The organism is Nonomuraea sp. 3N208 (assembly GCF_052245935.1).
In the GTDB taxonomy this organism is placed as follows: Bacteria; Actinomycetota; Actinomycetes; order Streptosporangiales; family Streptosporangiaceae; genus Nonomuraea.
The window spans coordinates 203119-228132 of the sequence record NZ_JBQQBR010000010.1 but is presented as its reverse complement, the minus strand read 5'-3'; the positions used below and the strand labels follow the sequence as shown (position 1 = coordinate 228132).

Below are 25014 nucleotides of genomic sequence, written 5' to 3'. Positions count from 1 at the left end.
CCCGGGTCAGCCACCAAGTTAGGGACTCGGCCCCAGGCGCGGGGCGACCAGGCGACTGAGTCGTGCACCATGGACATGTGACTCCAAGCACGACGAAGTCCCCACTCGCGGACCTGGTGGAGGCGGCCGAGCCAGGCGATCCGCGCGAGTCGGCCGACCACGCTCTGTTGGCCGAGCTGGTCGGACGGGGAGAAGTGGCGGTGTTGAGCGGTGCGGGCCTGTCGACCGAGTCGGGCATCCCCGACTACCGGGGACCGACAGGCCAGGCCCGGCGCGCCGAGCCGATGACGTACCAGCGTTTCGTCGGCAGCGCGGAGGCGCGCCGCCGCTACTGGGCGCGCAGCCACGTCGGCTGGCAGCAGATCGGCCAGGCCCTGCCCAACGCCGGCCACCGCGCCGTGGCCGCGCTGGAGCGGCACGGCCTGGTATCCGGCATCGTCACCCAGAACGTCGACGGCCTCCACCAGGCGGGAGGCGCGCGGCGGGTGATCGAGCTGCACGGCGGCCTCGACCGCGTCGTCTGCCTGTCATGCCGGGAACGCACCCCGCGCGCGGACCTGGACCGCCGCCTGCGCGAGGCCAACCCGCACTGGCACGCCACCGGCCACCAGATCAACCCCGACGGCGACGCCGTACTCACCGACGAACAGGTAGAGGGCTTCCAGGTGGTGGACTGCACCGGCTGCGGCGGCCTGCTGAAACCGGATGTGATCTTCTTCGGCGAGAACGTGCCCCGGACCCGCGTCGACGAGTGCTTCGGTACGGTGACCCGGGCGCGAACGCTGCTCGTGCTCGGATCCTCGCTGGCGATCAAATCAGGCCTGCGGTTCGTCACCAAGGCCGCGGCGCTCGGTATCCCGATCGCCATCGTCAACCAGGGCCCGACCGGCGGCGACACCGACGCCACGCTCACCCTGGACGCCCCGCTCGGCGCCACCCTGACCGACCTGGCGACCCGCCTCGGGGCAGAATAGACCGCATGCCTCCTCGATCATGCCTCTGCGGCCTGCCCGCCTCCTACGAGGACTGCTGCGGCAAGCTGCACCGCGGCGAGGCGGCCGCCACCACCGCCGAGCAGCTCATGCGCTCCCGCTTCACCGCGTTCGGCGTAGGAGACGAGGCCTACCTGCTGGGTACCTGGCACCCGGCCGCCCGCCCCGCCCGCCTGGACCTGGACAAACGGGTGCGCTGGGTTCGCCTGGAGATCCTGGAGACCACCGGCGGCAGTGTCATCCACACCGAGGGCACGGTCCGCTTCCGCGCCCACTACGTCGACCGCGGCAGGCCGGGGGAGATGGAGGAACACAGCCGCTTCGTCCGCCTCGACGGCCGCTGGGTCTACGCGGGAGCCGTGTAGAGCCTGGAAAGACAGCACTCTCAGAGACACGTTGTTGCCGCAAGATGAAAGCGTGTTGGGCGAACGTCTCCAGTCCATAGCAAGCGGCGCGGACTCAGCCAGCGGGCACTTGCGGAGCGCTCAGGAGTCTCCCTGTCCTTGATCCGCAAGGTGGAGCAAGGCGAGCGGCAGGACGTACGGATCGCGACGCTGCGTAAGTGGGCCACGGTTCTCGGAGTGGCCACGACCGCGTTGCTGAGTCTGGAGGCGGCCAGGCCAGCGGCGATTCTCCCTCAGTCCCTCACTGGTTCGCAGAGTGCGGCGCTATCGGAGGCGCACTTCAGGGTGACGTCCGCCACATACAGCGCCCTTACCTTCGGATTCTTCGAGATCTCCAGCAGCGTTTCCGCGTCGTAGTTCTCGTATACGAAGCCGTAGATCTTGCCCTGCTGTGATGCCGCTTTCAGGTTCTCTAGGTCAAGGCCGAACGCCTTCAAAGCGGACTGATCTTGTGGCCGCAGGGTGGACACCCATTCCTGGAAGGAGGCCACATAGGATTGCTTATCACATGTCCGGCCGCAGTAAAGGCCGTTGCCGAGGGGCAGTTGTCCCCCTCCTGGTGCTAGAAGCACCCGCTGGGGCTGGGCCAGCCCCGAGTTAGCTCTCAGGACCGCAGCCTCCGTCATGGGCTCGGCGAACTCGGCAACGGCCACCACCTCAACACTGCGCCCGATGTTCGAGAGCAGCTCTCGTGTGTCTTGTGCGACTTCGACGCTTCCTTTCGAGGTTCCCAGAACCTCAAGCACACGGCCCAGGCGAGTTTCGGGGAGTGGCGACACACGTTTGACCCTCGAATCCTGGTCGAACGTCACCGAGACAGGCACCGTACCGACATCCCCCGTCATGAAGGCGCCGATGGGGTAGGCGGTCAAAATCACCGACAGGCCATCAGCAGTCTTTTCCTGAGCGGGTGCTGGACTGAAGCCGTAGTCCGGATGGGCAACCGACAGAGCACTGAGGGTGAGCTCCGTTAATGTCCGCTCGTCCTTGTGGACGTTCGCCTTTGATGGCGTACATCCGGCGAGCAGCAGAATCAGAACTGCCGCAGCCACGAGCACCGTTCGATAGGGTGACTGGACACCGTTCATTCTCGGCTGCCTTCCTCCTTCGTTGAACCTGGCGGCCTGGACGGACCGGCATTCTCCGAGAATGCCGGTCAGTCCAGGCCGCGATTCGCGTAGGCGTATGCCTCCGCTTATTGCGGACGGACGTACTTTCCTTGAGTGACTGGCTTCATCCGTTGTCCATTCTTAGTCGCCTCCGCGTTGCAGCGCGGGTGACCGGTTCGGTAGGAAGCCCCGCCACCTGTGGGGGCCATCCCGCGAAGGTCAGAGGACGGCAGACGATCTCTGCCCAAAGAACATACTTGGACTGAAGGTTGCTGTCATCGGCTGGGGGTGCCAGAGGGGGCGAGAGGCGGGGGATGGCACCACTGAAGTACTAGCTGAAGACCTGCATCGTCCATTTCGCCCCGGCGGGCGCGTTCACCTCCACGTGGTGCGGCCCCTTCTCTCCCTCCGGTATACGGCTGAATCTGGTCTTTGTAGGCCCCTTGGAGCATTCATGCCCGAAGTGGGAGGAGTCTACTTTGATAGACACGTTCCCGGAGGTTCCGGCGCAATCGAAGGCGATAGTGTATGAATCCTTCGCCTGAAACTCTCCTTCCCATTGAGCTGTTCTTTGGTCGATGCGCTGAAAAACAATGCCCCCCTTGATGCCGGCTGTCAGTTCTTTGAGAGAAAGGGTGGGCGATGCCGTGGGGCTACCTTGCGCGCGCTTCCTATCCGTACTGCTGGGTGCTGAGCAGCCGCTTGCCGCCAGGATCAACGTGGCTACCAGAATCCATCGATGCATGTTATCCGTCCGAAAATCCTGCGCATGGTCTGACTTAACCCCAACTGCAGTTTCTTTTCCTGTCGGGGAGAGCCGCGAGCCCGCGCGGCCCTTGGATTTCTCGTGGAGGGCGTCCCGGGCTCGCAGCGATGAGCCGAGTCAGGAGGGTGTCAGTTCTCTTCTCCTACTAGCCCTTGTAGTCACTCCAGGACGTGGGGGGCCAGTGATCTTATTGCTCGAATCTCCTTCCTTTCGCGCGTAGTGGAAGATTCCCTCGGTCTTCTGGGTGTATCTGGTGATGCCGCAGACGCTCCCCGATGTCTGCCAGCAGTCTGCGTCAGCAGCGTTCGGGCTGCTCCACATGGCGGTGCGAAGGCCCACATTGCTGTAGAGAGGACCGTACGTCTTGCGTACCGAGCCTGGAGCGAGCAATTCGCTGCCGCAGTCCTTTCCGCCTGCCTGGGTAACCGCTATGCTATTGGATCCTGAATATTCGGCACCGTCCTTGCTGAAGCCTCCGCCGATCGAGAAACCGTACTCGGCGCTGGCGGACTTCACGACGAAGCACGGCTGAGATTTGATGTCGACTGTCGAGTTGAGCATCACGCTCCGGTGCCGCTTCATCGCCTTGGTGTCTAGTATCCAGCGGCCGTTCTTGTCCTTGGTACTCGGGTTAATGAACCACGGGCTGGTGTACAGGGTGGAAACAGCGCCTATCTTCTGGATAGTCCAGGCAGTGCTGTCCCGGGGCTCGTACCTTCTCCAGAACGCCTTGTGAAGCACCTCGAACAGTAGCCCCTTGGCGGGCCGGAGAGTGGACTTCCCCGGCCCTCCGAGCGAGGTCCACGAAGCGACACTGGGGCTACACGGGTCAGCCTGCGCTGACTGAGGTGACTGCGCTGACTGGCTAGGCCCACGTTCGGGAGGACTCGGTGTAGACGGCCTCCACGGCCACGGGCTCATTCCGTTTCTTGGCCTCCTCGATCGCGGCACGCAGAGGTGCATCGGGGTCCTCAGGCCGAGGAAGGGTGGTCACCGCTGGGCTGGATATGGTACCGCTGCTGGTGGGCTCGGGCTCGGCCAGTGCTGGGTACGAAGCCTGCGACGAGCAGCGATGCTGCCACCGTGAGCACCGTCGCCATCGCGAGATGTCGGCGAGGCGGCCAATCCCGTCTCGCCGTGCTGACTAAATTGTTCACTAACACCCTCAATCTGCTGTGTTTGGAATGGCAAATTAGGTTTACATTGCGCAAGATTAATCAGCAAGGTGAGAAAAGTCACCACAATCTGCATACTAAAGGCCGTAACACTCGCCTTGCGGGAGCCGATATCTCTTCTCAAACAGGCTTGAAAGTGATAATTGGCATTCTCGAAATTGGCTGGTGGCGCGCCAAACTTGACTTCAGCGTGTGGAAGACCCTCCGGGCTGAACGCGCAAAGATTGTCAACTCCCAAGGCCTGGCATGGCCGTGTTGAGCTGCTGTGACCCCTGATCAGGTCCTAAGGACCTCCGTCGATACCAGACCGGCGGAGTGATCTCTGAAAAAGATGGGTCGGCCGGAGGGCTGCGGCCAGCGCGAGGAATCCTCGCGGCTCGTCTACGCGAGATCAGGGGCATGGCCGGGATAACCGGCCGTGACCTGGCACAACAAGCCGGATGGCACTTCAGCAAGGTCCCGAAGCTGGAGAACAACAAGCAACTTCCGACCGAGACTGATGTCCGGGAGTGGTGCCGGATTTGCGGTGCCGAGTCTCAGACGATGGATCTCGTCGCTAGCGTCCGGAACGTGAACGCCTTCTACACCGAGTGGCGACGGCTCGAAGAGACCGGCATCGGACAGGTACAGCGATCATTTCTACCGCTCTACGAGCGGACCAGCCACTTCCGGATCTTCCAGCACAGCGCGATCCCGGGACTCGTCCAGACCGAGGCGTACGCACGCGGGCAACTATCGAAGATCGTCGGCTTCCGGGTGATCCCGGACGACGTGGACACGGCCGTTGAGGCGCGCATGAAGCAGCATGAGGTCATGACGACGGGAGCGCGCCGGTTCGTTCCTGATCGGTGAGCAGGGGCTGCACACGCCATTCTGCGCGCCAGCCGACATGGCGGCGCAGATGGACAAGCTCACGGACCTGACGCGGCGCGCGAACGCCAGCCTCGGTGTGGTCACCTGGCGGCCGGACACCGGGATCTGGCCACCTGAGAACTTCTGGATCTACGACACCGAACAGGTTCGGGTGGACACCGTCCCCGGGCAGGTCCGGGTGAAGGCTCCCGGCGACGTCGCGCTTTACGAGAAGGCGTTTCAGGCTCTTTCCGAGTCGGCCGTCTATGGCGACGAAGCGCGGGTGCTCTTCGCGTCGGCGCGACAGTCGTGGGCCGGACAGAGCTGATCAAATGTAAACATTCATCAGAGTTCAAGATCATAAGGCGTAGGTGGTTGGTCCCCCATGGGATGATCTTCGTGTGCAGGCCGGGGATGGGCGTCCGTCGTATGACGAGCTTGCCGCCCTCGTTGTGGAGCAGGCGCGGGTTATCGGTGAGTTGCGGGCCGAGAACGACCGGCTGCGTGTGGAGAATGAGCGGCTCTCGGGACGGGTGGCCGAACTGGAGCGGCGACTGGGCCGCAACTCGGGGAACTCCTCGCTGCCGCCGTCGGCCGACACCTTCACCCGGCCAGAGAAGAAGCCGGGGGGACAGAGCGGTCGGCTTCGGGGTGGCCAGCCGGGTTCGGCGGGCGGCGGGCTGGCCATGGTCGATCGGCCCGACACGGTCGACGATCACTTGCCCGAGTCGTGTACGGGGTGCGGGGCCGGACCGGGGCTGGCCGACAGCACCGGATACGAGCGCCGCCAGGTGTGACATTCCCCTGGTCACCGTGACGGTGACCGAGCATCGGGCACACCGGTGCCGCTGCGCATGCGGGACGACGACTCGGCGGCGATGCCCGCCACGGTGGCCGGCTCGCCGACCTCCTATGGGCCGAATCTGCGCGCCCTGGCGGTCTACCTTCTAGTCTTCCAACACATCCCGGTCGAGCGGACCGCCCAACTGATCACGGACTTGACCGGCGCGAATGTCTCAACCGGCTGGGTGTCAGGGGTGCTCGGCCAGGCCGCCGAGGCGGTGGGCGACAGCCTGAAACTGATCCGTGCCCTGTTAACTCTCGGGCATGTGCTGCACGCCGATGAAACCACCACCCGGATCGGCAGCGGGCGGCGGTGGCTGCATGTGGCCTGCACCGAGCGGCTGACCCTGCTCGGGCTGGGGTCGCGTTCGCGTGAGGGCGCCAACGCGCTGGGCGTGCTGCCGGAGTTTCGCGGTGTGGTGGTCCACGACTCCCTCGCCTTGTACGACGGCTACCCCGATGCTCGGCACCAGTTGTGCGGGGCGCACTTGATCAGGGAGTTGACCGCCGCGGCCGAGGACCATCCCGATGAGCGCTGGCCGCTCCAGGTGCGCTGGGCGCTGGCGGAGTTGAACAAGCAGGCCAAGAAGGCCACCGAGCAGGGGCTGGCTGACATTGCGCCGGAACGGGCGCTGGTCTACCTGGAGCCGAGACCGGTGCCGCCGCCTGGCTGGCGGTCCGCTCCTACCTCGACTCGGCCCGCAAGCACGGCCTGAACGCCCTGGACGCGATCCGCCGCGCCTTCACCGGCCACCTCTGGATGCCCCCAATCGTCCGACCGACTGACCAGCGAGCATCACACAACGTCACCGAGTTGATGAATGTTTACCCTGGCGCTAACGTGATCACGATGTTCCGCCTGCCCGCCCCCTGCGCAGCCGTCCTGACTGTTGCGGGCCGCGTCGATGTTGAGCGTGCACACGTTGTTCGACGGCCCCGTGTCGAAGTACGCGAGCGACATCCTCCGCACCGTGCTGGTCTGCACGCTCACGGCACGGATCCTCGCCAGGGTGAGCTCCTGTGTGGCGGCGTGCCAGCGGCCGAGCCGAGCTGGGTGATCGGGTTCGCCCAGCTCGGGGAGATCCCGGCCGCGCTGCGGCCGTTGCCGGGCAGCACGTTCAACCCGCCTCACCCCTTCTGGTACGCGGCGGCCCGGGCCGAGCACCCGCGCTGGTTACGGAGAGTCGGATGACGGCGTGGCGGATCCTGCTGGTCACGGCGGCCGTCGCAGGCCTGGTGTGCCTGGCGACGTCGATCGGCCACCCGTGGGCATACTTCACGGTGCAGAGCAACGTCATGCTCGCGCTCTACTACGGCTGGCGGCTGGTCAACGACCGCAGGAAACCAGCCTCCGCCGACGTCAAAGGCGCGGTGACCTTGTACCTGCTGGTCACATGCCTGGTCAACTACGTCTCGCGGGACCTGGCCAACCCGCTGGCACTGCTGGCCGGCGGCGGGATACGCGGGCTGGGCAACTTCCTGCTGCATTACGTGACGCCCATCATGGCGCTGGTCGACTGGGCCGCTTTCGACCGGTCGCGCCGAGTCCGATGGGCGGCGCCGTTCGCCTGGCTGGGCTACCCGCTTCTGTACGGCGCCTTCGTGCTTCTTGCCAGCCCCAATCTGCCCCGTCGCTACGTCTACCCGTTCCTGAACGTGGAACGACTGGGCTGGCTGGCCGTCGCGTCGGCGTCGCTCGCAGCGCTGGCCGCCTTCGTGGTGCTCGGCTACGCCCTGCTCGGCATCCACCGGCTCACGGCCGAACCCGCGGACCCCTGAGCCCGCGCTGGATCCGTGCACAGCACACGCACCGTGGACGGGCGCACCCAGCCGGACTGCAGCACCGCCGGGGACGGGACGAAGGCAATCCTCACGACCTACTCGATCTTGAGCCCTGTTGAATGCTTACGATCAAATCGAGGTGTTGCGAGGCTCTGCGAGCAACATCACGCAACATCGTGGACCCTCGAAATCCGGCGTCCGCACCTTCCTGACATGGACGCCTTCACACCCTGGCAGCCGGTCGACAAGGTGGTCGTCGAGATCAACGGCATGTTGATCCACGTGCCGAAGAACACGACGAACGTGTATCTTGCCCAGGCGCACGTCAACCCGCCGAACCCTGATGAGGTCTCCGGCCAGATCCTCTCGACAGACCTCATGTTCGCGTGGACGTGGCTGATCGAGGCGCTTGCCGAGGGCGGTTGGGGGGAAGTGGTCGCGTTCGATGTGGCGATCAAGACGAACCCCCGGTGGTCCCGGAGTCTTGGCCTGATCGACGGGCCGACCAAGCATCCGAACAGGCTGCGGCACACGTCGGCCGATACCGTGCCGGAGCGGTCGGCATGACTGCCGTCTCTGACAGGGTCGGCTTGGAGTGGACCCCGTACGACTCCCGAGGGACACGCTCGCGGGTCATGACGCACACCGTGATCGGGGGCGTCGAGTATGAGCTGTGCTCTGAAGGCGGGCAGTGGGTGATCCGGCGGACGGAGTGGAGCGGCCGGAACGTCACGCGTATGGAGACGAGCCGGGGACGGCCGAGTGCGGTAGCGGAAGTATGGACGTGGCTCACTGGCGTAGGGATGTCGGGCCACGGCTGAGGGCCGTGATCGAAATTTCACAGGAGCGATGAGCGCCGTGTGCATGGTGTCGTCCGAGCATCAGCGGGGCTTGCGGGCCACCGCCCCCACGAACGTGTGGTACGTGATCCCGGGCTCGGCCCGGTCGTCGGCCTGCGGCCGCCACTGAGGCAGCGGCACCAGCCCCGGCTCCACCAGCTCCAGCCCGTCGAAGTACGCCAGGATCTCCTCGCGCGTCCGCCACCGCCCCGTCCCCAGCGACTCGTTGAAGATCTTCTCGGCCGAGTACGCCTGCTGGGACACCTCGGGCAGCGCCTCTCCCGGATTGTGGAAGTGGGACACGGCCAGGTAGCTGCCCGGGGCCAGGCGGCCCATGATGCGCGCGGTGAGCCCGCCCGGGTCCTCATGGTCGGCCAGGTGGTGCAGGATGGCGAACATCAGCAGCGCCACCGGCTCGTCGAAGTCGATCAGCCGTGTCACGCCGGGATGGCCGAGGATCGCCTCCGGCTCCCTGAGGTCGGCCTCCACCACCGTGGTGGTGTCGTTCACGGCCAGCAGCGCGCGGCCGTGCACCAGCACGATCGGGTCGTGGTCCACGTAGACGACGCGCGCGCCGGGCGCGACCGACCCGGCGATCTCATGCACGTTGCCCTGTGTCGGCAGGCCGGAGCCGAGGTCCAGGAACTGGCGGATCCCCGCCTCGCCCGCCAGATGGCGGACCACGCGGGCGAGGAACTCCCGGTTGGCCCTGGCCGCCTCGGTCGCGTCCGGGGCCACCTTCAGCGCCCGGCGCGCCACCTGGCGGTCGATCTCGAAGTTGTCCTTGCCGCCGAGTATGAAGTCGTACACGCGGGCCACGCTGGGCTTGGTCGTGTCGATTCCCTGCGGTGCGCGCTCGTGCTCGCGGTCGCCCACGGTCGGCTCCTCATGCGTCAATGTGGATTTGCGTGATCTTACATTGCCATTCCCGAAAAATTGTCGTTTTCAGGAATGCGTCACACGGGCCCCATCAAAGTCAGGCCGATTCTCGGACCACTAGTTCCGTCGGCAGTATCACGGGGTCGACGTGTTTCGCTCCGTCCAGCAGTGCGAACAGCAACCGGATGGTCTCCTGCGCCATTTCCGCCAGCGGTTGCCTGATCGTGGTCAGCGGCGGATGTGTCGAGAGCGCCACCGACGAGTCGTCGAAACCGCCCACCGCCACGTCGTCCGGCACGCGCCGCCCCGCCGCCCGCAGCGTGGCCAGCGCTCCGGCCGCCATCAGGTCCGAGGCCACGAAGACCGCGTCGATGTCGGGCGCCCTGTCCAGGAGCTCCGCCATCGCCCGCTCGCCGCTGGCCTGCGTCCAGTCGCCGTGCGCGATCAGCTTCGTGGTCGCCTTGCGGCCGAGCACCTCGGCGAAGCCCTCGAGACGCTGGATGCCGCCGGGGGTGTCCATCGGGCCGGTGATCATGGCGATGCGTTTGCGGCCCTGGCTGACGAAATACTCCGTCATCTGGCGGGCGCCGAGCCGCTCGTCGGCGGCCGCGTACGGGATGACGTTCTCGTGGCCGATGACGGCGCCACAGGAGACGGCGGGCGGGCCGGACCCGAGCGCCTCCACCAGGGGGTCGCCCGCGTGCGTGGAGACCAGCAGCACGCCGTCGGCGTGGCCGCCGCGCACGTAGCGGACCACCCGCTCACGGTCGCCCTCGTCGCCGGCCAGCATCATCACCAGCGACATGTCGCGCTCGGCCAGCATCCTGATGGCGACGCGGATCAGCGTGCTGTAGTTGGGGTCCTCGAAGAGCTTCTGGTGTGGCTCCGACAACACCATCGCCACCGACCCGGTCCGCTGCGTGACCAGGCTGCGAGCAGCCCGGTTGACGACGTAGCCGGTCTCCGAGATGGCCCGCTCGACGGCCACGCGCGCCGCCGGGCTGACATATTTGTCCCCGTTGAGGAGACGGGACACCGTGCCGCGGGACACGCCCGCAGCGGCGGCGACGTCGTGGATCGTAGGGCGCTTCATCAGATGTCTGGGGCTGGAAATCCTGGGCTTCAGGCCGAGGAGGATGCCCTTCCCTCCTTCTGCTTGGTGTAGGCGTAGCCGTCCGCTCGCTGAAGGAGACGGAAGTGACGATGGTGGACGCCTTGGACAGTTCCGTGGACGGTCATGACGTTGAAGTAGCCGTTGGTGCGGGCGGCGACGCGCCCGATATGGGTCCCTTGCTTCTTGCCGGTGGGCACGATGGCTCGGGCGAAATCTCCGGTCTGGAAGCCGAAGTACAGTTTCCGGCGAGGCATGCGGAGGCGGGGGAAGCCATATTTGTCGGGTCGAGTGCGGGCGCGGGTTCCGCGGCCGGCGCATCCGGCGACCAGCACGATGGACACAGTTTCGGTAATGGTGTCGAGCTTGCCCACGGCTAGGGCGTCCAGCGTGTGGGTTTTCGGCAGGTGGTTGCGGGTGCGGTTCCACTTCGTGCGACCTCCCGAGGCCACGTGTGCGGGAAAGCGGTCGTCGAGTGCGCGCCACAGCGCCCAGCGGGTGGACTGCACGGCTGCCGCGTCACGAAGCGGGGCCTTGGCCTGCGCGAGGATCTTCGCCAGCAGTTCCGGCTTGCAGGCGAGGAAGTCTTCGACCGGCTGATTGCCTTTGTCCTGGTTGCAGGACACACAGGCCAGGGTGAGGTTGGAGAGGCGGTCGGATCCTCCCCTGCTGCGAGGGTGAATGTGGTCGATGTTCAGCGGCACCCCGCTGGCGCCGCAATAGGCGCAGGCCCGCCGCCACTTGGCGAGCAGATATTCGCGGACCTCGGTGCCGTGCAGGGTGCCGAGCTGATACTCGACGCCTTCCAGAGGCTTGCCTGCGGCGAGGGCGTGGGTGTCAAACGCGACCCGCTCCACATGTACCGCCTGCACCGGTGCCCAGCGAGCTATCCGGTCGATCCACGAGACGGTAGTGGCCACTCGATGTAGCAGCGATGGCGGGAGCCATCCTGACGGCCGGGTGCGATTGAAGAAGCGAGGCTTGCGGTAGCGCAGGTTTTGGGTACGGCGGCGGCGCCGGTAGGCGGCCCGCTGCTGCAGCACTTTCCGAATCGTGGCACCGCGGTGGTCGAGCCGGATCGCGAACCTGGCGCGGCGCTCGCCTGCCTGAGCAGTGAACATCGCGATGCCGGTGTGCTGTGAGCCGGGATCGACGCCCACCTCTACTCCATCGACTTCTGAGGTGTCTATGGAACGGTCCTTGAGACGGATGACGAATGGAGTGTGCCGGTGAACAACGGCGCGTCCTTTCGTTAGCAGTTTGCGCGCCCTGGCGGGGGTGCAGGGTTGGAGTGGGTACCCGTGCTTGTCGAGCACGAACACGTAGGGGTGGGACTCACGTCCCTTCTCCCGGACTGGATGGTCCGGGGTGACGCCCTCGGCGGCAGGTGAACTGCCGGAGGTCTCACCTCGCACAGGTCCCGCGCCCGGTGCCATACGGCCTTCGAGCCCCGTTTCGTCCCTGATCCCGGGGTTGTCTGCTGACTCGAATTCGAGAGCGCGCTGCTGGTGAAGCACAGCGCGGTCGGTCTTCTGTCGTACGCGGAACGTAGCCAACGTCGGTCACCTCCTCAATGGTTGTCGGCTGGTGCTGGTAACACATGGGCTTCCAGCCCATTTGAGCTGAAAGCCCCCGCTTTCCAGCGGGGGATCCGGTTACTTCACAGCTCCGGAGGACAGGTCGGTCCTCCAGTATCGCTGCATCGTGAGGAAGAGCGCGATCAAGGGCACCAGCGACAGGAACGCCCCGGTCAGGATGAGGTTGTACAGCGACGGCTGGTTCGCCCCCGACTGCAGCAACGTGAACAGCCCGACCGTGAGTGGGAACTTGCCGTCGTCGCCCAGCATGATGAACGGCAGCAGGAAGTTGTTCCAGATCGCCACGAACTGGAACAGGAAGATCGTCACCATGCCGGGCACCATGAGCGGCATCGCCACCCGCGACATCAGGCGCCACTCGGTGGCCCCGTCGATGCGCCCCGCCTCCAGCAGCGAGTCGGGGATGGCCGCGGCGGCGTAGATGCGGGCCAGGTAGATGCTGTACGGATGCAGGATCTGCGGCAGCAGGACGGCCCAGTAGCTGTCGGCCAGGCCGATCTTGGAGAACAGCAGATACTGCGGGATCGCCAGCACCACGGCCGGCACCAGGATGCCGCCGATGAGCAGGTTGAAGATCAGGTTCCTGCCGGGGAAACGGTACTTGGCCAGGGCATACCCCGAGACCGCCGAGACCGCGGTGGACAGCAGCGCGCCGCCGCCCGCGTAGATCAGCGTGTTGGCCGCCCACAACCAGAACACCCCGTCGCGGTAGGCGAACAGCTGTGTCACGTTGTCGAGGAAGCCGGTGCCGAAGGACAACGTTGAGGTGCTGAACAGCTCGGCCGGCGACTTGGTCGCCGCGATCAGCACCCAGAACACCGGGAACAGGCAGTAGATCGCGCCGAGCAGCAGCAGCGCCGTCGGCGCCAGGCCGCCGAACGCCTCCTTGCCGCGCGGCCTGCGATGCGAGACGACGGTCATCAGCCCTCCCCGAAGGCGCGGTTGCGCACCACGCGCAGGAACCCGAACGACAGGACGAGCGAGATCGCCGCGATCACGATCGACGTGGCGGCGGCCGAGTACAGGTCGCCGGTGACGAACGCGTCGCGGTAGACCTTCATGAGCGGGCTCCACGTGGAGCTGATCGTGTTGGTCAGCGGCCGCAGGGTCGTCGGCTCGGTGAACACCTGGATCGTGGCGATGATCGAGAACACGGTGGTCAGGATGATCGCCGGAGTCAGGATCGGGATCTTGACCCGGAGCGCGATCTGGAACTCGGACGCGCCGTCGAGCCGCGCGGCCTCGTACAGGTCGCGCGGGATCGCCCGGAGCGTGGTGTAGAGCACGAGCATGTTGAAGCCGACCCCGCCCCACACCGCCACGTTCGCCATGGAGTACGTGACGGTGGTGGCGCCCAGGAAGTCGATGTCCAGGATCTCCCTGATCGGGCTGAGCGAGGGCAGGTAGAGGAACCCCCAGAGCAGGGTGGCCGCCACCCCCGGCACGGCGTACGGCAGGAAGATCGCGATCCGGGAGAACCGCGCCAGCCGCACCCGCGCCGAGTCAAGCATCAGCGCGAACAGCAGCGCCAGGCCGAGCATGACGACCAGCACCAGGGAGCCGTAGCCGAGCACCCGCAGCCAGCCGTTCCAGAGCTCCGCGTCGGCCAGGGCGGCGGCGAAGTTGTCGAACCCGACGAACACCTCGCGCCGCGAGCCCTTCCCCAGGCCGAGCCCCGACACCTTGGTCCTGAGCATCGCCAGGTAGACGGTGTAGCCGATGGGCACGGCCAGGAAGAGCGTGAACAGGACGATCGCCGGGGTCAGGAACAGGTAGGGAGCCGAACGCTTCATGACGCGATCTGGAAGCCGGACTTACGCATGTCGGCGACGGTGGTGTCCTGCATGGTCTGAATGGCGTCGGAGAACGGCGACTTGTTCTGCAGCGCCTTGTCGAAGGCGTCCTTGAAGGCGTTGTACGTCACGCCGACGTTCGGCCCGAAGGTGAACCCGCGCGCCCCGGTGGACACGGCGGCGGCCTGCTGCCAGAAGTCGGGCTGGTTGGAGAAGTACTCCGGCGCCTCGCCGAGCGCCGACTGGGCCTTGGTCGAGGCCGGGTAGATCGCGGCCTCCTTGACCAGCAGCTCCAGAGCGGCCGGATCGGTGTTGAGCCACGTGGCGAACTGCGCGGCGGCCGCCTTGTTCGGCGTCTTGGCAGACACGGCCACGGACGAGCCGCCCCAGAAGCCACTGAAGCTCTCGCCGGCGTTCCACTGCGGCAGCGGCGCGACCGCCCACTTGCCCTTGGCCTTGGGCGCGTTGGTCGACAACACGCCCGGCGCCCACACCGCCGACGGCCAGCTCAGCAGCTTGCCGTCGTTGAGCGCCTTGTTCCACTCGGGGGTGAAGAACGGCATGTCGTCGATGGCGCCCTCCTTGACCAGGCCGTCCCAGTAGTCGGCGACCTTCTTGGTGGGCTCGTCGGCGATGTTGACCTTCCACGACTCACCGCTGATCGACCACCACTGCGCGCCGGCCTGCTGGGCGAGCCCTGTGAACGCTCCCGGGTCCTTGCTGGAGAACGTGCCGAGGTACGCCTTGGGGTCCTTCTTGCGCACCGTGCGGGCCGCGTCGGCGTACTCCTGCCAGGTCTTCGGCACCTCGATGCCGTACTTGTCGAACAGGTCCTGGCGGTAGAAGAGCATCATCGGGCCGCTGTCCTGCGGCACGCCGTACACGCCCTCGGTGCCGAGCGTGACCAGGTTCCACAGGCCGTCGGAGAACTCGCCCTTGATCGAGGCGGTCTCGGCCTTGAGGTCGGCCACCGCGTCGGCGGCGATGAACGAAGGAAGGTGCTGGTACTCGGCCTGCACCAGGTCCGGCGGGTTGCCGGCCTTGCTCGCGGTGAGGTACTTGGCGGCCGCGTCGTCGCCGCCGGCCTGCTTGCTGACCGTCACCTGGATGTCGGGGTGGGCGTTGTTCCAGACATCGACGATCTTGTCCATGTTGGGGGCCCAGGTCCAGTAGACGAGCTTGACCGGTCCCTGTGCTGCGGCCGTGGGGCTCTGCGCCGCCTCGGTGCTTTGAGCGGGCTCGCCCGACCCGCAGCTCGCGAGGGTGGCCGTGAGGGCGACGACCAGGGCTGCTCCAAGGCGGTTGGCGCGCATTGCGTACCTCCGTAGGGGGTTCTGTGAACGTGCACAGAGTGGAACAGTCCGGAAATGCCCGTCAAGGGGTCGTTACGGTCTCGTTAACCTGGAGGGCGAGCAGGAAAATTCTGGGTCACTGTTCCCTCAAGGGCAGGTCCGGCATTACTGTGCACGTTCACAGAGCTTCTCGAGGGGGATGGATGTATCCGGAGCGTCCTGCTGGCATCGCCTACGGCGGGGACTACAACCCAGAGCAGTGGCCGCGCGAGGTCCTCGAAGAGGACGTGGCCCTGATGCGCGAGGCCGGGGTCAACCTGGTCAGCCTGGGCATTCACTCGTGGGCGCTGATGGAGCCGATCGAGGGACGCTACGAGTTCGGGTGGCTGGACGAGATCATCGACCGGCTGCACGCCGCCGGGGTCGCGGTCGACCTGGCCACGCCGACGGCCGCCCCGCCCGCCTGGTTCATCGCCGCGCACCCCGACGTGCTGCCGGTGACCAGGGAGGGCACGCGGATCGGGTTCGGCGGACGGCAGAGCGCCTGCTCCAGCGCCCCGGCCTTCCGCGAGGCGACCGCGCGCCTGGTGCGTGCGCTGGGCGAGCACTACCGCGGCCACCCCGCCGTGGTCATGTGGCATGTCCACAACGAGTACGGCGCGCCGCTCGGTGAGTGTTACTGCGAGCACAGCGTGGCGGCCTGGCGCGACTGGCTGCAAGCCACCTACCGCGACGTTTCAGCGTTGAACGACGCCTGGGGCGCCACCTTCTGGGGCCAGACCTACACCGACTGGTCGCAGATCGACGCCCCCCGCTTCAACCACACGGTCGTCAACCCGGCCCAGCGCATCGACTACGCCCGCTTCAGCGACGGCCAGCACCGCGAGCACTACGCGCTCCAGCGCGACATCCTGCGCGAGCTCACCCCCGGCATCCCGGTCACCACCAACTTCGCCGGCACCGTCAACTGCAAGTCCGCCGACCTCTGGCAGTGGGCCCGCGAGCTCGACGTGATCGCCAACGACCATTACCTCGCGGCCGAGCGGCCCGACAACCACATCGACCTGGCCATGTCCGCCGACCTGGCCCGCTCGGTGGCGGGCGGCGAGCCCTGGATGCTGATGGAGCACTCGACGGGTGCGGTCAACTGGCAGCCGCGCAACATCGCCAAGCGGCCGGGGGAGATGCGCCGCAACAGCCTGGCGCACGTGGCCCGCGGCTCGGACAGCGTGCTGTTCTTCCAGTTCAGGGCCTCGCGGTTCGGGGCCGAGAAGTTCCACTCCGGCCTCGTCCCGCACGCCGGCACCGACTCCGAGCAGTGGCGCGAGGTGGTGCGGCTCGGCGGCGACCTGCGCAAGCTCGCCGATCTGCAGGGGAGCCGGGTACGGGCCGACGTGGCGATCGTCTGGGACTGGGAGTCGTACTGGGCGCTGGAGCTGGACTGGCGGCCGTCGGTGGACCTGACGTTCAGGGATCGGGTGGACGCCTTTTACGAGGCGTTGTGGCGGGAGCACGTCACGGTGGACTTCGTCCACCCTTCCGCCGATATTTCGGGATATCGGGCGGTGGTGGCGCCCAGCTCGTACCTGCTCACCGAGGCCTCCGCGAAGAACCTCCACCGGTACGTCGAGGCAGGCGGCAACCTGCTCGTGTCGTACTTCTCCGGCATCGTCGACGAGCACGACACCATCCACCCGGGCGCCCACCCCGGTGCGTTGCGCGAGCTGCTCGGCCTGTTCGTCGAGGAGTTCCACCCGCTGCGCGAGCACGAGACCGTGGCGATCACCGGCGGTGACACCGCCCGCATCTGGTCGGAGCGGGTCCGCCCGGCAGGCGCCGTGTCCGTGCGGGACTTCGCCGCGGGACCCGACGCGGGCCACCCCGCCTTCACCCGCCACGACCTGGGCGCCGGCACCGCCTGGTACCTGGCCACCGCCCCCGTCACCGGCCTGCGCGACCTGCTCGCCCAGGTGCTCGACCACGCGGGCGTCTCCCGCCCGAGCGGCCTGCCCGACACCCTCGAACTGGTCCGCAGGGGCCACCACGTCTTCCTGATCAACCACGGCGACGAGCCCGTGACGGTCGAGGGGGTGACCGGCACGAGCGTGTTCGACGGCGTACGCCACGACGGGCCGGTCACCGTCGCGCCCGGCGCGGTCACGGTCGTCGTGGAATCCCCCTAACCCCAGGGAGAACCCCGATGAAACGCATCCTGACCGCACTGCTGTTAACCGCCGCCCTCGTCGTCGTGGCGCAACCGGCACAGGCCGGGGCCCGCCTGCAGATCCGGGGCGCCGACATCTCCAGCCTCGCCAAGTCCGAGGCCTTCGGCGGCGTCTACCGCGACGCCCGCGGCCGCCAGGGCGACGCCCTGCGCATCCTGTCCCAGGCCGGGCTCAACTTCATCAGGCTCAAGGTCTGGGTGAACCCGGCCGACGGCTACAACACCAAGACCCAGGTCCTCGCGATCGCCAAGCGCGCCAAGGCCCAGGGTATGAAGCTGCTGGTGGACTTCCACTACTCCGACACCTGGGCGGACCCGGGCAAGCAGTTCAAGCCCGCCGCGTGGGAGGCGCTCCCGTTCGACCAGCTCAAGCAGGCCCTGTACGACCACACGTACGACGTGCTCGACGCGCTGCGCCGCCAGGGCACCACGGCCGACATGGTCCAGGTCGGCAACGAGATCAACGGCGGCCTGCTCTGGCCGGACGGCTCCAACTCCAACTGGGCCAACACGGCCGCCCTGCTGAACGCCGGCTACGACGCGGTCAAGGCGGTCTCCAGCTCGACGGAGGTCGTGCTGCACCTGGCCAACGGCGGCGACAACGGGCTGTACCGGTGGTGGTTCGACAACGCCAACGCGAACGGCATCCGGTACGACGTGATCGGGTTGTCGTACTACGCGTACTGGCACGGCACGCTGGAGGCCTTCCAGGCCAACATCAACGACGTCGCCAGCCGGTACGGCAAGCCAGTCGTCGTGGTCGAGACCGCCTACCCGTTCACCACGGCCGACGACGACGGCTGGGAGAACATCATCCTGTCGCCGGAGCCGTACCCCGGCTACCAGGCCACCCCGCAAGGTCAGGCCGCGATGCTGGCGAAGGTCGCCGACATCGTCCGCCAGGTGCCGAACGGCCTGGGCCTCGGCCTGTTCACCTGGGAGGCCACCTGGACCGGCGTCAAGGGCAACGGCTGGGACCCGGCCGACCCGTCGTCCGGCAACGGCTGGGAGAACCAGGCCCTGTTCGACTACGCCGACCGGGCCCTGCCGGCCATGCGGGTCCTCGGCCACAGCTGATCCCCGGTCCTTTGTCCCGTCCCGTCGTCGAGGCTCACGGCGGGACGGGCCCGCCCTCGCAACTGTCCACCTCGGCCTGACGCGTTAACATAATGATTGCGTCATGCTATTATGGCGTCATGCTATTCCCGACTCCCGTGCTCGCCGACTCCGATCGGAGAGTTCTCGAAGAGATCGAGGTGGCTCGCCAGAAACTCCGCCACCAAGTGCAGGCCACGCCGAGCAAGTGGACCGAAGGGCTACGCAAGTTCCTCACGGCCGACGCCGTCGCCGCCTCAAACTCGATCGAGGGCTTCAAGGTGTCCACGATCGATGTGGAAGATCTGCTCGAGGGCGAGCGAGACGTGGACGTCTCCGATGAGAACCGCGAGGAAACCCTCGCCTACCAGCGGATGATGACATACATCCAGACCCTCCATGATGTGGAGGACTTCTGCTACAGCACGGGGTTCCTGAACGCTCTGCATTGGATGCTCCAGGGGCACAGGCACACGCCGCGCAAACCTGCGGGACAGTGGCGCCGAGGGCCTGTCTACGTCACCGACGCGCGTGACCCCAGCATTGCGGCCTACACGGCCCCGGACGCGGAGGCCGTCCCCGCGCTGATGCGGGAATTGTCCGACTGGCTCAATACCAACGACGGCTCCCACTTGCTGATCAGGGCCGCTATGGCCCACCTCCATCTGGTCTCCATCCATCCATGGGCAGACGGCAACGGGCGTATGTCTCGCTCTCTCCAAACACTGGTGATCGCCAGGAACGGAGTGCTCGCACCCGAGTTCTCCTCCATCGAGGCGTGGCTCGGGCGGCCGGGCAACACCTGGGAGTACTACGCCGCGCTCGCCCGGCGCGGCTCCACGTACCGGCCCGACCAAGATGTCTCGGATTGGATCCGCTTCAACCTCACCGCCTACCATCAGCAGGCGCAGACCGTGAAGAACCGTCTTGACCGCTCCACCCGTGTGTGGACGCTGCTCGGCGACATCGCGGAGGGGCGGGGCATGGACGAGCGAATCGTCACCGCTCTGCACGATGTGGCCATGTCTGGCCGCGTCCGCCGCAGCCGATATGAACGAGCCGAGGGGCTCAGCCTCCAGCAAGCTCAGCGGGACTTGCGCGACCTCGTCACAGCCGAGATCCTGACCCCGATCGGTCGCACCCGTGCCCGGTTCTACACGGCTGGACCCAACTTCCCCCAAGCCGCCTTGGATGCTGCCCGCACCCCCTTGCCCCTGACAGACCCCTACAATTCCTGATCGAGTTGTGCAGGCGCACGCCTGGCCCGACCAGCCGGGCGGCGATTCAGCCGACTCGCAATGCGGGGACGCCGTGGGGCTGCTCCTCGGGCGGAGATGCGGACCAAATGGAGAACAGGAACCGAACTGACTGACTGCACCTCGCGTACGAGATTGACTGCTCCCCCGGCTGAAGCTGCAGCTGGGGGATTCCTGGCTCACGCTGCCTGGCGCCCCGGCGGGACGTCGGGTCTTCCGCGATCAACACCAGCCGGGTTCAGACCAGCCCGGACGAGCATGACACGTGCGGAGTTCTTGTCACGGGGGGAGCCGGATCCGCACGCGGTGCAGGTGTAGGTGCGCTCACCCAGCGGCAATGCGTGCTTGGCTCTCGCTCCGCAGTGCGCGCAGTCCATCGTGGTGTGCGCGGGGTGGACCAGGTGCACGGCACGTGCGTGCTTGCGGCCCATCTCGATCAGGGCCGCCTTGGTGGCGCCGATGGCGGCGTCGGCGGCTTTGCGGGCCATGGTGCTCTTGGCGAGGAACTTCGGCTTGAAGTCCTCCACCGCCAGCGCATCGTGGTCGCGGGCAACCTTCTTGGCCCACTTGCGGCCTGTGTCCTGACGTTGCCGGGCGACCTTCTTGTATAGCTTGGCCCGCAGCCTTTTGGCCTCCCGGTAGCCTTTCGAGCCGGCCTGACCCTTCTTCGGCTTGCGCCGGGCCATCATCCGGTCGTACCGGTTCAGCTTCGCGGCCGCCCTCTTCCCGTGCTCGGCATGTGGGAGGTCGTGGGCTTCGCTTGTGGTGGTCGCGGTTTCCTTCACGCCCCAATCGATGCCGATCGCCCGGCCGGTTTTCGGCAGCGGTTCGGCCTGGGCGGGGACGACGAATGAGGCGTACCAGTGGCCGAGGTTGTCCTGGTACACGCGCACGCTGGATGGGTCGGCGGGGAGTGGGCGCGACCACACCACCGTCAGCGTGATTCCGCCCGCGAGGTGCAGGCAGCCGTCCTGCAACCGGAAGCCGCGCTTGGTGTAGTTGAGTGTCGGCAGCGCCTCGCGCTTCGTCTTCCAGCCGGGCATCCCGGCCCGTCGTGCCATGGGCAGCCGGTCCGTGATGTCCTTCAACGCCTTGGCGCGGGACTTGCCGAAGTCACGGATGATCTGCTGTTGCGGAACGCTGCTCCCTTCGCGCAGCCATGGCGTCATCCGGCGGGCTTCGGTCAACATCTTGTCCAGCTGCGCCGGTCCGCAGGTCTGCTTGGGCTCACCGTTGGGCCGGCTCTGGTTGTAGTCGTGGATCTGCTTCGACTTGGCCACGCACTCGTTCCAGATCCAGCGCCAACGATCCCACTCTGCGAGTAGTGCCGTGCGGGCGGTGGACGACAGGCGAAGCCCGAAGGCACCGGGCGCGCCCGGTGCCTTCGGTAATCGCTGATGTCGTCATGACATCATAATAGCATCATGATCCGTTTCGCATTGCGTCTTCCCGAAGATCTCCACGCAAGGGTGGCCGCTCGGGCGGCTGTTGACCGGCGGTCCATCAACTCTGAGATCCTGTACCTACTGGAGGTCGCTCTCAGCACTCTTGCGACAAACACCGAATCGCCCGGCGGCGATTCGGCTTCTCCTGCCCCGCGCCACGGAAATCCGGATTCCTCCCAGCCTTGAAGACCGGGGCATCCTCCGGTTTGTTGGTGAGATCGCCGAGTGCTCGATCGCTGGTGAATGGAGGGCCCGTGAAATCTCTGCCGCTGCTGCCGACGTCGCTGGTCGGAAGCTACGCCCAGCCCGAGTGGCTGATCGACCGCACCAAACTGGCCGGCCGGTTCCCGCCGCGGACGCGGGCCAGGGAGCTGTGGCGCCTCCCGCCCGAGCATCTCGGCCAGGCCCAGGACGACGCCACCGAGCTGGCCGTCAGGGCTCAGGAACGCGCAGGTCTGGACATCATCACCGACGGGGAGATCCGCCGCGAGAGCTACTCCAATCACTTCGCCACCGCCCTGGAGGGCATCGACCTGGACAATCCAGGCACGGCGCTGGACCGCAGCGGCCACCCCAACCCCGTCCCGCGCATCGTCGGGCCCATCCGCCGCCCGCGCCCGGTCGAGGTGGACGACCTGCGGTTCCTGCGCGCCCACACCGCCCACCCGGTCAAGATGACGGTGCCGGGCCCGTTCACGATGAGTCAGCAGGCGCAGAACGACCACTACCCGGACGCCGAGGCGGCCGCGATGGACTACGCGGCGGCGGTCAACGCCGAGATCCGCGACCTGTTCGCGGCCGGGGCCGACATCGTGCAGATCGACGAGCCGTACATGCAGGCCAGGCCGGAGGCGGCGCGGGCGTACGGGCTGGCCGCGCTCAACGCGGCACTGGATGGCGTGGTCGGCACGACGGCGGTGCACATCTGCTTCGGGTACGCGGCGATCATCCACGAGCGCCCGGAGGCGTACTCGTTCCTGCCGGAGCTGGCCGGCTGTCCGGTCCAGCAGGTGTCGATCGAGACCGCGCAGTCCGGGCTGGATCTCGGCGTGCTGTCCGACCTGAAGGACAAGACGATCATCCTTGGGGTGATCGACCTGTCGACACCCGACGTGGAGCCGCTCGAGCTGGTGGCGGATCGGGTGCGCAGGGCGTTCGATCGGGTACCGCCCGAGCGGATCGTCATCGCGACCGACTGCGGGATGAAGTATCTGCCGCGGGCGTCGGCCGCGGGCAAGATGCGCGCCATGTCCGGCGCCGCGCGGCTGCTGCGCGGCGAGCTCGGCGGCTAAGATCATCCGTGTAGCCCCGACACCGTCGCAAGGAGCCGGCAGTGCCCGAGAGCGAGCAGGAAACCGCGCCCCCAGGGATCGACACCACCAAGCCGAGTGTCTCGCGTGTGTACGACTACATGCTCGGTGGCAAGGACAACTACGCGATCGACCGCCGCGTGGCCGAGATGGCGTTGAAGATCGCGCCGGATGCCCCCGAGGCGGCCAAGGCCAACCGGGAGTTCCTCCGGCGCACCGTCCGCCACCTGGCCGGCGAGGCCGGGATCCAGCAGTTCCTGGACATCGGCTCAGGCCTGCCGACGCAGGGCAACGTGCACGAGATCGCCCAGTCCGTCGCCCCCGGCACGCGGGTCGTCTACGTGGACCACGACCCGATCGTGCTCGTCCACGGCCAGGCGCTGCTGGCCGCGGACGCCACCACCACGGTCATCGAGGCAGACGCCCGGGAGCCCGAGAAGATCCTCGGCGACCCGCAGGCGCGCGCCCTGATCGACTTCAGCCGGCCCGTCGGGCTGCTGTTGTTCGCGCTCCTGCACCACCTGTCCGACGACGAGGACCCCGGCGGCATCCTGCGCAGGCTCATGGCCCCGCTCGCCCCGGGCAGCCACCTGGTGATCTCCCACTTCCACAACCCGGGCGAGGCCCACCCCGAGGTGTCGAAGCAGGCCTACGCCGCGGAGAAGGTCTTCAACGAGAACCTCGGCACCGGCCGGTGGCGTACCCGCGACGAGCTGCTCGCCTACTTCGACGGACTCGAGCTGGTGGACCCCGGCCTGGTGCCGCTCCCGGAGTGGCGCCCCGACGACGGAGACACAGCCACTCCGGGCATCACCTACCACACCTTCGTCGGGGCCGTGGCCAGGAAGCCCTAGCCGGGCAGCTTGCCGGCGGAGACTACGTCCCGGTACCAGTGGGCGCTGTCCTTCCAGGTGCGCTTCATCGTGTCGCGATCCACGTGGACGATGCCGAACCGCTTGGCGTAGCCGTGCGCCCACTCGAAGTTGTCCATCAGCGACCACACGAAGTAGCCGCGCACGTCCGCACCGGCCTTGATCGCCTCCGCCACGGCCGTCAGGTGCCGGTGCAGGTAATCGACGCGGTCCGCGTCGTGCACGCGGCCGTCGGCGGCCACCGGGTCGGGGAACGCGGCGCCGTTCTCGGTGATCATCGTGGGCATGGCCGGATAATCGCGGTGCAGGCGCAGCAGCAGCTCGGTCAGGCCGGTCTCGTCGATGTTCCAGCCCATCTCGGTGTACGGGCCGGGCTGCCGCACGAACTCGACGTCCTCGCACGCGATCCACGGGGACGCGGCGCCGTCCTGGTGCCCGTCGGCCGTCTCCCGCGCGCTCGCCCCGTCCCACTGGCGCACCAGCGTGGGGTTGTAGTAGTTGACCCCGAGCACGTCCAGTGGCTGGCAGGCGGCGGCCTCGTCGCCGTCGCGCACGAACGACCAGTCGGTCACCGCGGCGGTGTCGTCGATGAGGTCGCGCGGGTAGGCGCCCTCCAGCATCGGGCCGAGGAAGGCCCGGTTGGCCAGCCCGTCCGCCTTGCGCACCACGTCGGCGTCGGCGTCGGACACACCGCGCACGTGGTGCAGGTTGAGCGTGACCGACATCTGCGCCGACGGCGCCGCCACCGAGCGCAGCGCCTGAACGGCCAGGCCGTGGCCGAGGTTGAGGTGGTGCACGGCGGCCAGCGCCGCGGCCGGCTCGGTCCTGGCCGGGGCGTGCACGCCGGAGGCGTAGCCGAGGTAGGCCGAGCACCACGGCTCGTTCAGCGTGATCCAGGCGTGCACGCGGTCGCCGTACGCCTCGCCCATGAGGCGGGCGTACTCGGCGAAGCGCAGCGCGGTGTCGCGGTGCGGCCAGCCGCCCGCGTCCTCAAGCTCCTGTGGCAGGTCCCAGTGGTAGAGGGTGGCCACGGGGGCGATGCCGCGCGTGAGCAGCCCGTCGATCAGCCGGTTGTAGAAGTCGACGCCGGGCTGGTTGAGCGGCCCCCGCCCGCCCGGCTGCACGCGCGGCCAGGAGAGGGAGAACCTGTACGCGCCGACGCCCAGCTCGGCGAGGATGTCCAGATCCTCCTCCAGCCGGTGGTAGTGGTCGCAGGCCACGTCACCGGTGTCGCCATTGGTGACCAGGCCGGGCGTGTGGGAGAAGGTGTCCCAGATCGACGGGCCGCGCCCGTCCTCGTTCCAAGCGCCCTCCACCTGGTAGGCGGCGGTGGCGGTGCCCCACAGGAAGTTCTCGGGGAAAGTGGTCATGCTGCTC

At 67.2% G+C, this 25014-nt stretch carries 28 protein-coding genes and 1 pseudogene; 17 read left to right on the top strand and 12 right to left on the bottom strand.

Annotated elements, in window-relative coordinates:
- The first annotated feature begins 77 nt into the window (after positions 1-77).
- The 3 genes and pseudogenes from ACTWPT_RS17840 to ACTWPT_RS17830 form a co-directional block, all read left to right on the top strand.
- A complete protein-coding gene (locus ACTWPT_RS17840; protein ID WP_443178503.1) occupies positions 78-974 on the top strand; it encodes an NAD-dependent protein deacetylase in 897 nt (298 codons plus the stop codon).
- A 5-nt stretch (positions 975-979) separates the two neighbouring features.
- Positions 980-1357, top strand: a complete 378-nt coding sequence (locus tag ACTWPT_RS17835) for a YchJ family protein (RefSeq protein ID WP_443178502.1) — start codon at positions 980-982, stop codon at positions 1355-1357.
- A gap of 93 nt (positions 1358-1450) precedes the next feature.
- A pseudogene (locus ACTWPT_RS17830) lies at positions 1451-1573 on the top strand (helix-turn-helix domain-containing protein); the annotation flags it as partial.
- A 56-nt stretch (positions 1574-1629) separates the two neighbouring features.
- On the opposite strand, the gene ACTWPT_RS17825 reads toward ACTWPT_RS17830, so the two are convergent.
- The 3 genes from ACTWPT_RS17825 to ACTWPT_RS17815 form a co-directional block, all read right to left on the bottom strand.
- Positions 1630-2484 carry a hypothetical protein gene (locus ACTWPT_RS17825; RefSeq protein ID WP_443178501.1) on the bottom strand — a complete coding sequence of 285 codons (855 nt, stop codon included), beginning with the start codon at positions 2482-2484 and terminating at the stop codon, positions 1630-1632.
- 904 nt (positions 2485-3388) lie between these two features.
- Entirely contained in the window at positions 3389-4012 is a 624-nt protein-coding gene (locus ACTWPT_RS17820; protein WP_443178500.1) for a hypothetical protein, read from the bottom strand.
- Positions 4013-4136: 124 nt separating this feature from the next.
- A complete protein-coding gene (locus tag ACTWPT_RS17815; protein ID WP_443178499.1) occupies positions 4137-4265 on the bottom strand; it encodes a hypothetical protein in 129 nt (42 codons plus the stop codon).
- Positions 4266-4354: 89 nt separating this feature from the next.
- Between ACTWPT_RS17815 and ACTWPT_RS17810 the strand changes: the two genes are divergently transcribed.
- From ACTWPT_RS17810 to ACTWPT_RS17790, 5 genes are all read left to right on the top strand, one after another.
- Complete coding sequence (locus ACTWPT_RS17810; RefSeq protein WP_443178498.1) at positions 4355-4705, top strand: hypothetical protein; 351 nt, start codon at positions 4355-4357, stop codon at positions 4703-4705.
- Between the two features lie 56 nt (positions 4706-4761).
- Positions 4762-5298: a Scr1 family TA system antitoxin-like transcriptional regulator gene (locus ACTWPT_RS17805; protein WP_443178497.1), complete on the top strand. Its 537-nt coding sequence runs from the start codon at positions 4762-4764 to the stop codon at positions 5296-5298.
- Between the two features lie 37 nt (positions 5299-5335).
- Complete coding sequence (locus tag ACTWPT_RS17800) at positions 5336-5626, top strand: Scr1 family TA system antitoxin-like transcriptional regulator (RefSeq protein WP_443178496.1); 291 nt, start codon at positions 5336-5338, stop codon at positions 5624-5626.
- Positions 5627-5699: 73 nt separating this feature from the next.
- Positions 5700-6095, top strand: a complete 396-nt coding sequence (locus tag ACTWPT_RS17795) for a DUF6444 domain-containing protein (RefSeq protein WP_443178495.1) — start codon at positions 5700-5702, stop codon at positions 6093-6095.
- Between the two features lie 57 nt (positions 6096-6152).
- Entirely contained in the window at positions 6153-6857 is a 705-nt protein-coding gene (locus ACTWPT_RS17790) for an IS66 family transposase (RefSeq protein ID WP_443178494.1), read from the top strand.
- Between the two features lie 80 nt (positions 6858-6937).
- Here the strand turns inward: ACTWPT_RS17790 and ACTWPT_RS17785 are convergent, their stop codons facing one another.
- A complete protein-coding gene (locus ACTWPT_RS17785) occupies positions 6938-7132 on the bottom strand; it encodes a hypothetical protein (protein ID WP_443178493.1) in 195 nt (64 codons plus the stop codon).
- A 39-nt stretch (positions 7133-7171) separates the two neighbouring features.
- Here ACTWPT_RS17785 and ACTWPT_RS17780 point away from each other — a divergent pair, with 39 nt between their 5' ends.
- The 3 genes from ACTWPT_RS17780 to ACTWPT_RS17770 are packed head-to-tail and all read left to right on the top strand — an operon-like array spanning position 7172 to position 8490.
- Positions 7172-7333, top strand: a complete 162-nt coding sequence (locus ACTWPT_RS17780; protein WP_327588544.1) for a hypothetical protein — start codon at positions 7172-7174, stop codon at positions 7331-7333.
- Positions 7330-7920, top strand: coding sequence for a Pr6Pr family membrane protein (locus tag ACTWPT_RS17775; protein ID WP_443178492.1), 591 nt, complete (start codon positions 7330-7332; stop codon positions 7918-7920). Before ACTWPT_RS17780 ends, ACTWPT_RS17775 begins: the two co-directional genes overlap by 4 nt.
- A gap of 33 nt (positions 7921-7953) precedes the next feature.
- Positions 7954-8490, top strand: coding sequence for a hypothetical protein (locus ACTWPT_RS17770; protein WP_443178491.1), 537 nt, complete (start codon positions 7954-7956; stop codon positions 8488-8490).
- A 314-nt stretch (positions 8491-8804) separates the two neighbouring features.
- Here the strand turns inward: ACTWPT_RS17770 and ACTWPT_RS17765 are convergent, their stop codons facing one another.
- From ACTWPT_RS17765 to ACTWPT_RS17740, 6 genes are all read right to left on the bottom strand, one after another.
- Positions 8805-9638, bottom strand: coding sequence for an SAM-dependent methyltransferase (locus ACTWPT_RS17765; RefSeq protein WP_443178490.1), 834 nt, complete (start codon positions 9636-9638; stop codon positions 8805-8807).
- 100 nt (positions 9639-9738) lie between these two features.
- Positions 9739-10734 (bottom strand): LacI family DNA-binding transcriptional regulator, encoded by a 996-nt coding sequence (locus tag ACTWPT_RS17760; protein ID WP_443178489.1) that lies wholly within the window; start codon positions 10732-10734, stop codon positions 9739-9741.
- A gap of 29 nt (positions 10735-10763) precedes the next feature.
- On the bottom strand, positions 10764-12068 hold the full coding sequence (gene iscB, locus ACTWPT_RS17755; RefSeq protein WP_443178542.1) for an RNA-guided endonuclease IscB: 1305 nt from the start codon (positions 12066-12068) through the stop codon (positions 10764-10766).
- 339 nt (positions 12069-12407) lie between these two features.
- Positions 12408-13271: a carbohydrate ABC transporter permease gene (locus ACTWPT_RS17750; protein WP_443178488.1), complete on the bottom strand. Its 864-nt coding sequence runs from the start codon at positions 13269-13271 to the stop codon at positions 12408-12410.
- Entirely contained in the window at positions 13271-14143 is an 873-nt protein-coding gene (locus tag ACTWPT_RS17745; RefSeq protein ID WP_443178487.1) for a carbohydrate ABC transporter permease, read from the bottom strand. The genes ACTWPT_RS17750 and ACTWPT_RS17745 overlap by 1 nt, the downstream gene beginning before the upstream one ends.
- Positions 14140-15456, bottom strand: a complete 1317-nt coding sequence (locus ACTWPT_RS17740; protein ID WP_443178486.1) for an ABC transporter substrate-binding protein — start codon at positions 15454-15456, stop codon at positions 14140-14142. The genes ACTWPT_RS17745 and ACTWPT_RS17740 overlap by 4 nt, the downstream gene beginning before the upstream one ends.
- 182 nt (positions 15457-15638) lie before the next feature.
- Between ACTWPT_RS17740 and ACTWPT_RS17735 the strand changes: the two genes are divergently transcribed.
- The 3 genes from ACTWPT_RS17735 (at position 15639) to ACTWPT_RS17725 (ending at position 19992) form a co-directional block, all read left to right on the top strand.
- Positions 15639-17618, top strand: a complete 1980-nt coding sequence (locus ACTWPT_RS17735; RefSeq protein WP_443178485.1) for a beta-galactosidase — start codon at positions 15639-15641, stop codon at positions 17616-17618.
- A gap of 17 nt (positions 17619-17635) precedes the next feature.
- Complete coding sequence (locus ACTWPT_RS17730; protein WP_443178484.1) at positions 17636-18736, top strand: glycoside hydrolase family 53 protein; 1101 nt, start codon at positions 17636-17638, stop codon at positions 18734-18736.
- Positions 18737-18855: 119 nt separating this feature from the next.
- A complete protein-coding gene (locus tag ACTWPT_RS17725) occupies positions 18856-19992 on the top strand; it encodes a Fic family protein (protein WP_443178483.1) in 1137 nt (378 codons plus the stop codon).
- A gap of 197 nt (positions 19993-20189) precedes the next feature.
- Here the strand turns inward: ACTWPT_RS17725 and ACTWPT_RS17720 are convergent, their stop codons facing one another.
- Positions 20190-21305 (bottom strand): RNA-guided endonuclease InsQ/TnpB family protein, encoded by a 1116-nt coding sequence (locus ACTWPT_RS17720; protein ID WP_443178541.1) that lies wholly within the window; start codon positions 21303-21305, stop codon positions 20190-20192.
- 129 nt (positions 21306-21434) lie between these two features.
- Here ACTWPT_RS17720 and ACTWPT_RS17715 point away from each other — a divergent pair, with 129 nt between their 5' ends.
- From ACTWPT_RS17715 to ACTWPT_RS17705, 3 genes are all read left to right on the top strand, one after another.
- Positions 21435-21641: an Arc family DNA-binding protein gene (locus tag ACTWPT_RS17715; RefSeq protein WP_443178482.1), complete on the top strand. Its 207-nt coding sequence runs from the start codon at positions 21435-21437 to the stop codon at positions 21639-21641.
- 68 nt (positions 21642-21709) lie between these two features.
- Complete coding sequence (locus ACTWPT_RS17710) at positions 21710-22747, top strand: uroporphyrinogen decarboxylase family protein (RefSeq protein WP_443178481.1); 1038 nt, start codon at positions 21710-21712, stop codon at positions 22745-22747.
- A gap of 41 nt (positions 22748-22788) precedes the next feature.
- A complete protein-coding gene (locus tag ACTWPT_RS17705; protein ID WP_443178480.1) occupies positions 22789-23619 on the top strand; it encodes an SAM-dependent methyltransferase in 831 nt (276 codons plus the stop codon).
- Here ACTWPT_RS17705 and ACTWPT_RS17700 read toward each other — a convergent pair.
- The gene (locus ACTWPT_RS17700; RefSeq protein ID WP_443178479.1) at positions 23616-25007 is read right to left on the bottom strand and encodes a GH1 family beta-glucosidase; all 1392 of its coding nucleotides are present in this window, start codon (positions 25005-25007) and stop codon (positions 23616-23618) included. The genes ACTWPT_RS17705 and ACTWPT_RS17700 overlap by 4 nt on opposite strands.
- Positions 25008-25014 lie beyond the last annotated feature (7 nt).

What these genes read in the sequence shown, in the direction of transcription:
- ACTWPT_RS17700 (WP_443178479.1), bottom strand. Translation starts at nt 25,007, where the DNA reads ATGACCACTTTCCCCGAGAACTTCCTGTGGGGCACCGCCACCGCCGCC.
- ACTWPT_RS17800 (WP_443178496.1), top strand. Translation starts at nt 5,336, where the DNA reads ATGGCGGCGCAGATGGACAAGCTCACGGACCTGACGCGGCGCGCGAAC.
- ACTWPT_RS17775 (WP_443178492.1), top strand. Translation starts at nt 7,330, where the DNA reads ATGACGGCGTGGCGGATCCTGCTGGTCACGGCGGCCGTCGCAGGCCTG.
- ACTWPT_RS17835 (WP_443178502.1), top strand. Translation starts at nt 980, where the DNA reads ATGCCTCCTCGATCATGCCTCTGCGGCCTGCCCGCCTCCTACGAGGAC.
- ACTWPT_RS17715 (WP_443178482.1), top strand. Translation starts at nt 21,435, where the DNA reads ATGATCCGTTTCGCATTGCGTCTTCCCGAAGATCTCCACGCAAGGGTG.
- ACTWPT_RS17740 (WP_443178486.1), bottom strand. Translation starts at nt 15,456, where the DNA reads ATGCGCGCCAACCGCCTTGGAGCAGCCCTGGTCGTCGCCCTCACGGCC.
- ACTWPT_RS17745 (WP_443178487.1), bottom strand. Translation starts at nt 14,143, where the DNA reads ATGAAGCGTTCGGCTCCCTACCTGTTCCTGACCCCGGCGATCGTCCTG.
- ACTWPT_RS17825 (WP_443178501.1), bottom strand. Translation starts at nt 2,484, where the DNA reads ATGAACGGTGTCCAGTCACCCTATCGAACGGTGCTCGTGGCTGCGGCA.
- ACTWPT_RS17735 (WP_443178485.1), top strand. Translation starts at nt 15,639, where the DNA reads ATGTATCCGGAGCGTCCTGCTGGCATCGCCTACGGCGGGGACTACAAC.
- ACTWPT_RS17750 (WP_443178488.1), bottom strand. Translation starts at nt 13,271, where the DNA reads ATGACCGTCGTCTCGCATCGCAGGCCGCGCGGCAAGGAGGCGTTCGGC.
- ACTWPT_RS17725 (WP_443178483.1), top strand. Translation starts at nt 18,856, where the DNA reads ATGCTATTCCCGACTCCCGTGCTCGCCGACTCCGATCGGAGAGTTCTC.
- ACTWPT_RS17790 (WP_443178494.1), top strand. Translation starts at nt 6,153, where the DNA reads ATGCGGGACGACGACTCGGCGGCGATGCCCGCCACGGTGGCCGGCTCG.
- ACTWPT_RS17730 (WP_443178484.1), top strand. Translation starts at nt 17,636, where the DNA reads ATGAAACGCATCCTGACCGCACTGCTGTTAACCGCCGCCCTCGTCGTC.
- ACTWPT_RS17760 (WP_443178489.1), bottom strand. Translation starts at nt 10,734, where the DNA reads ATGAAGCGCCCTACGATCCACGACGTCGCCGCCGCTGCGGGCGTGTCC.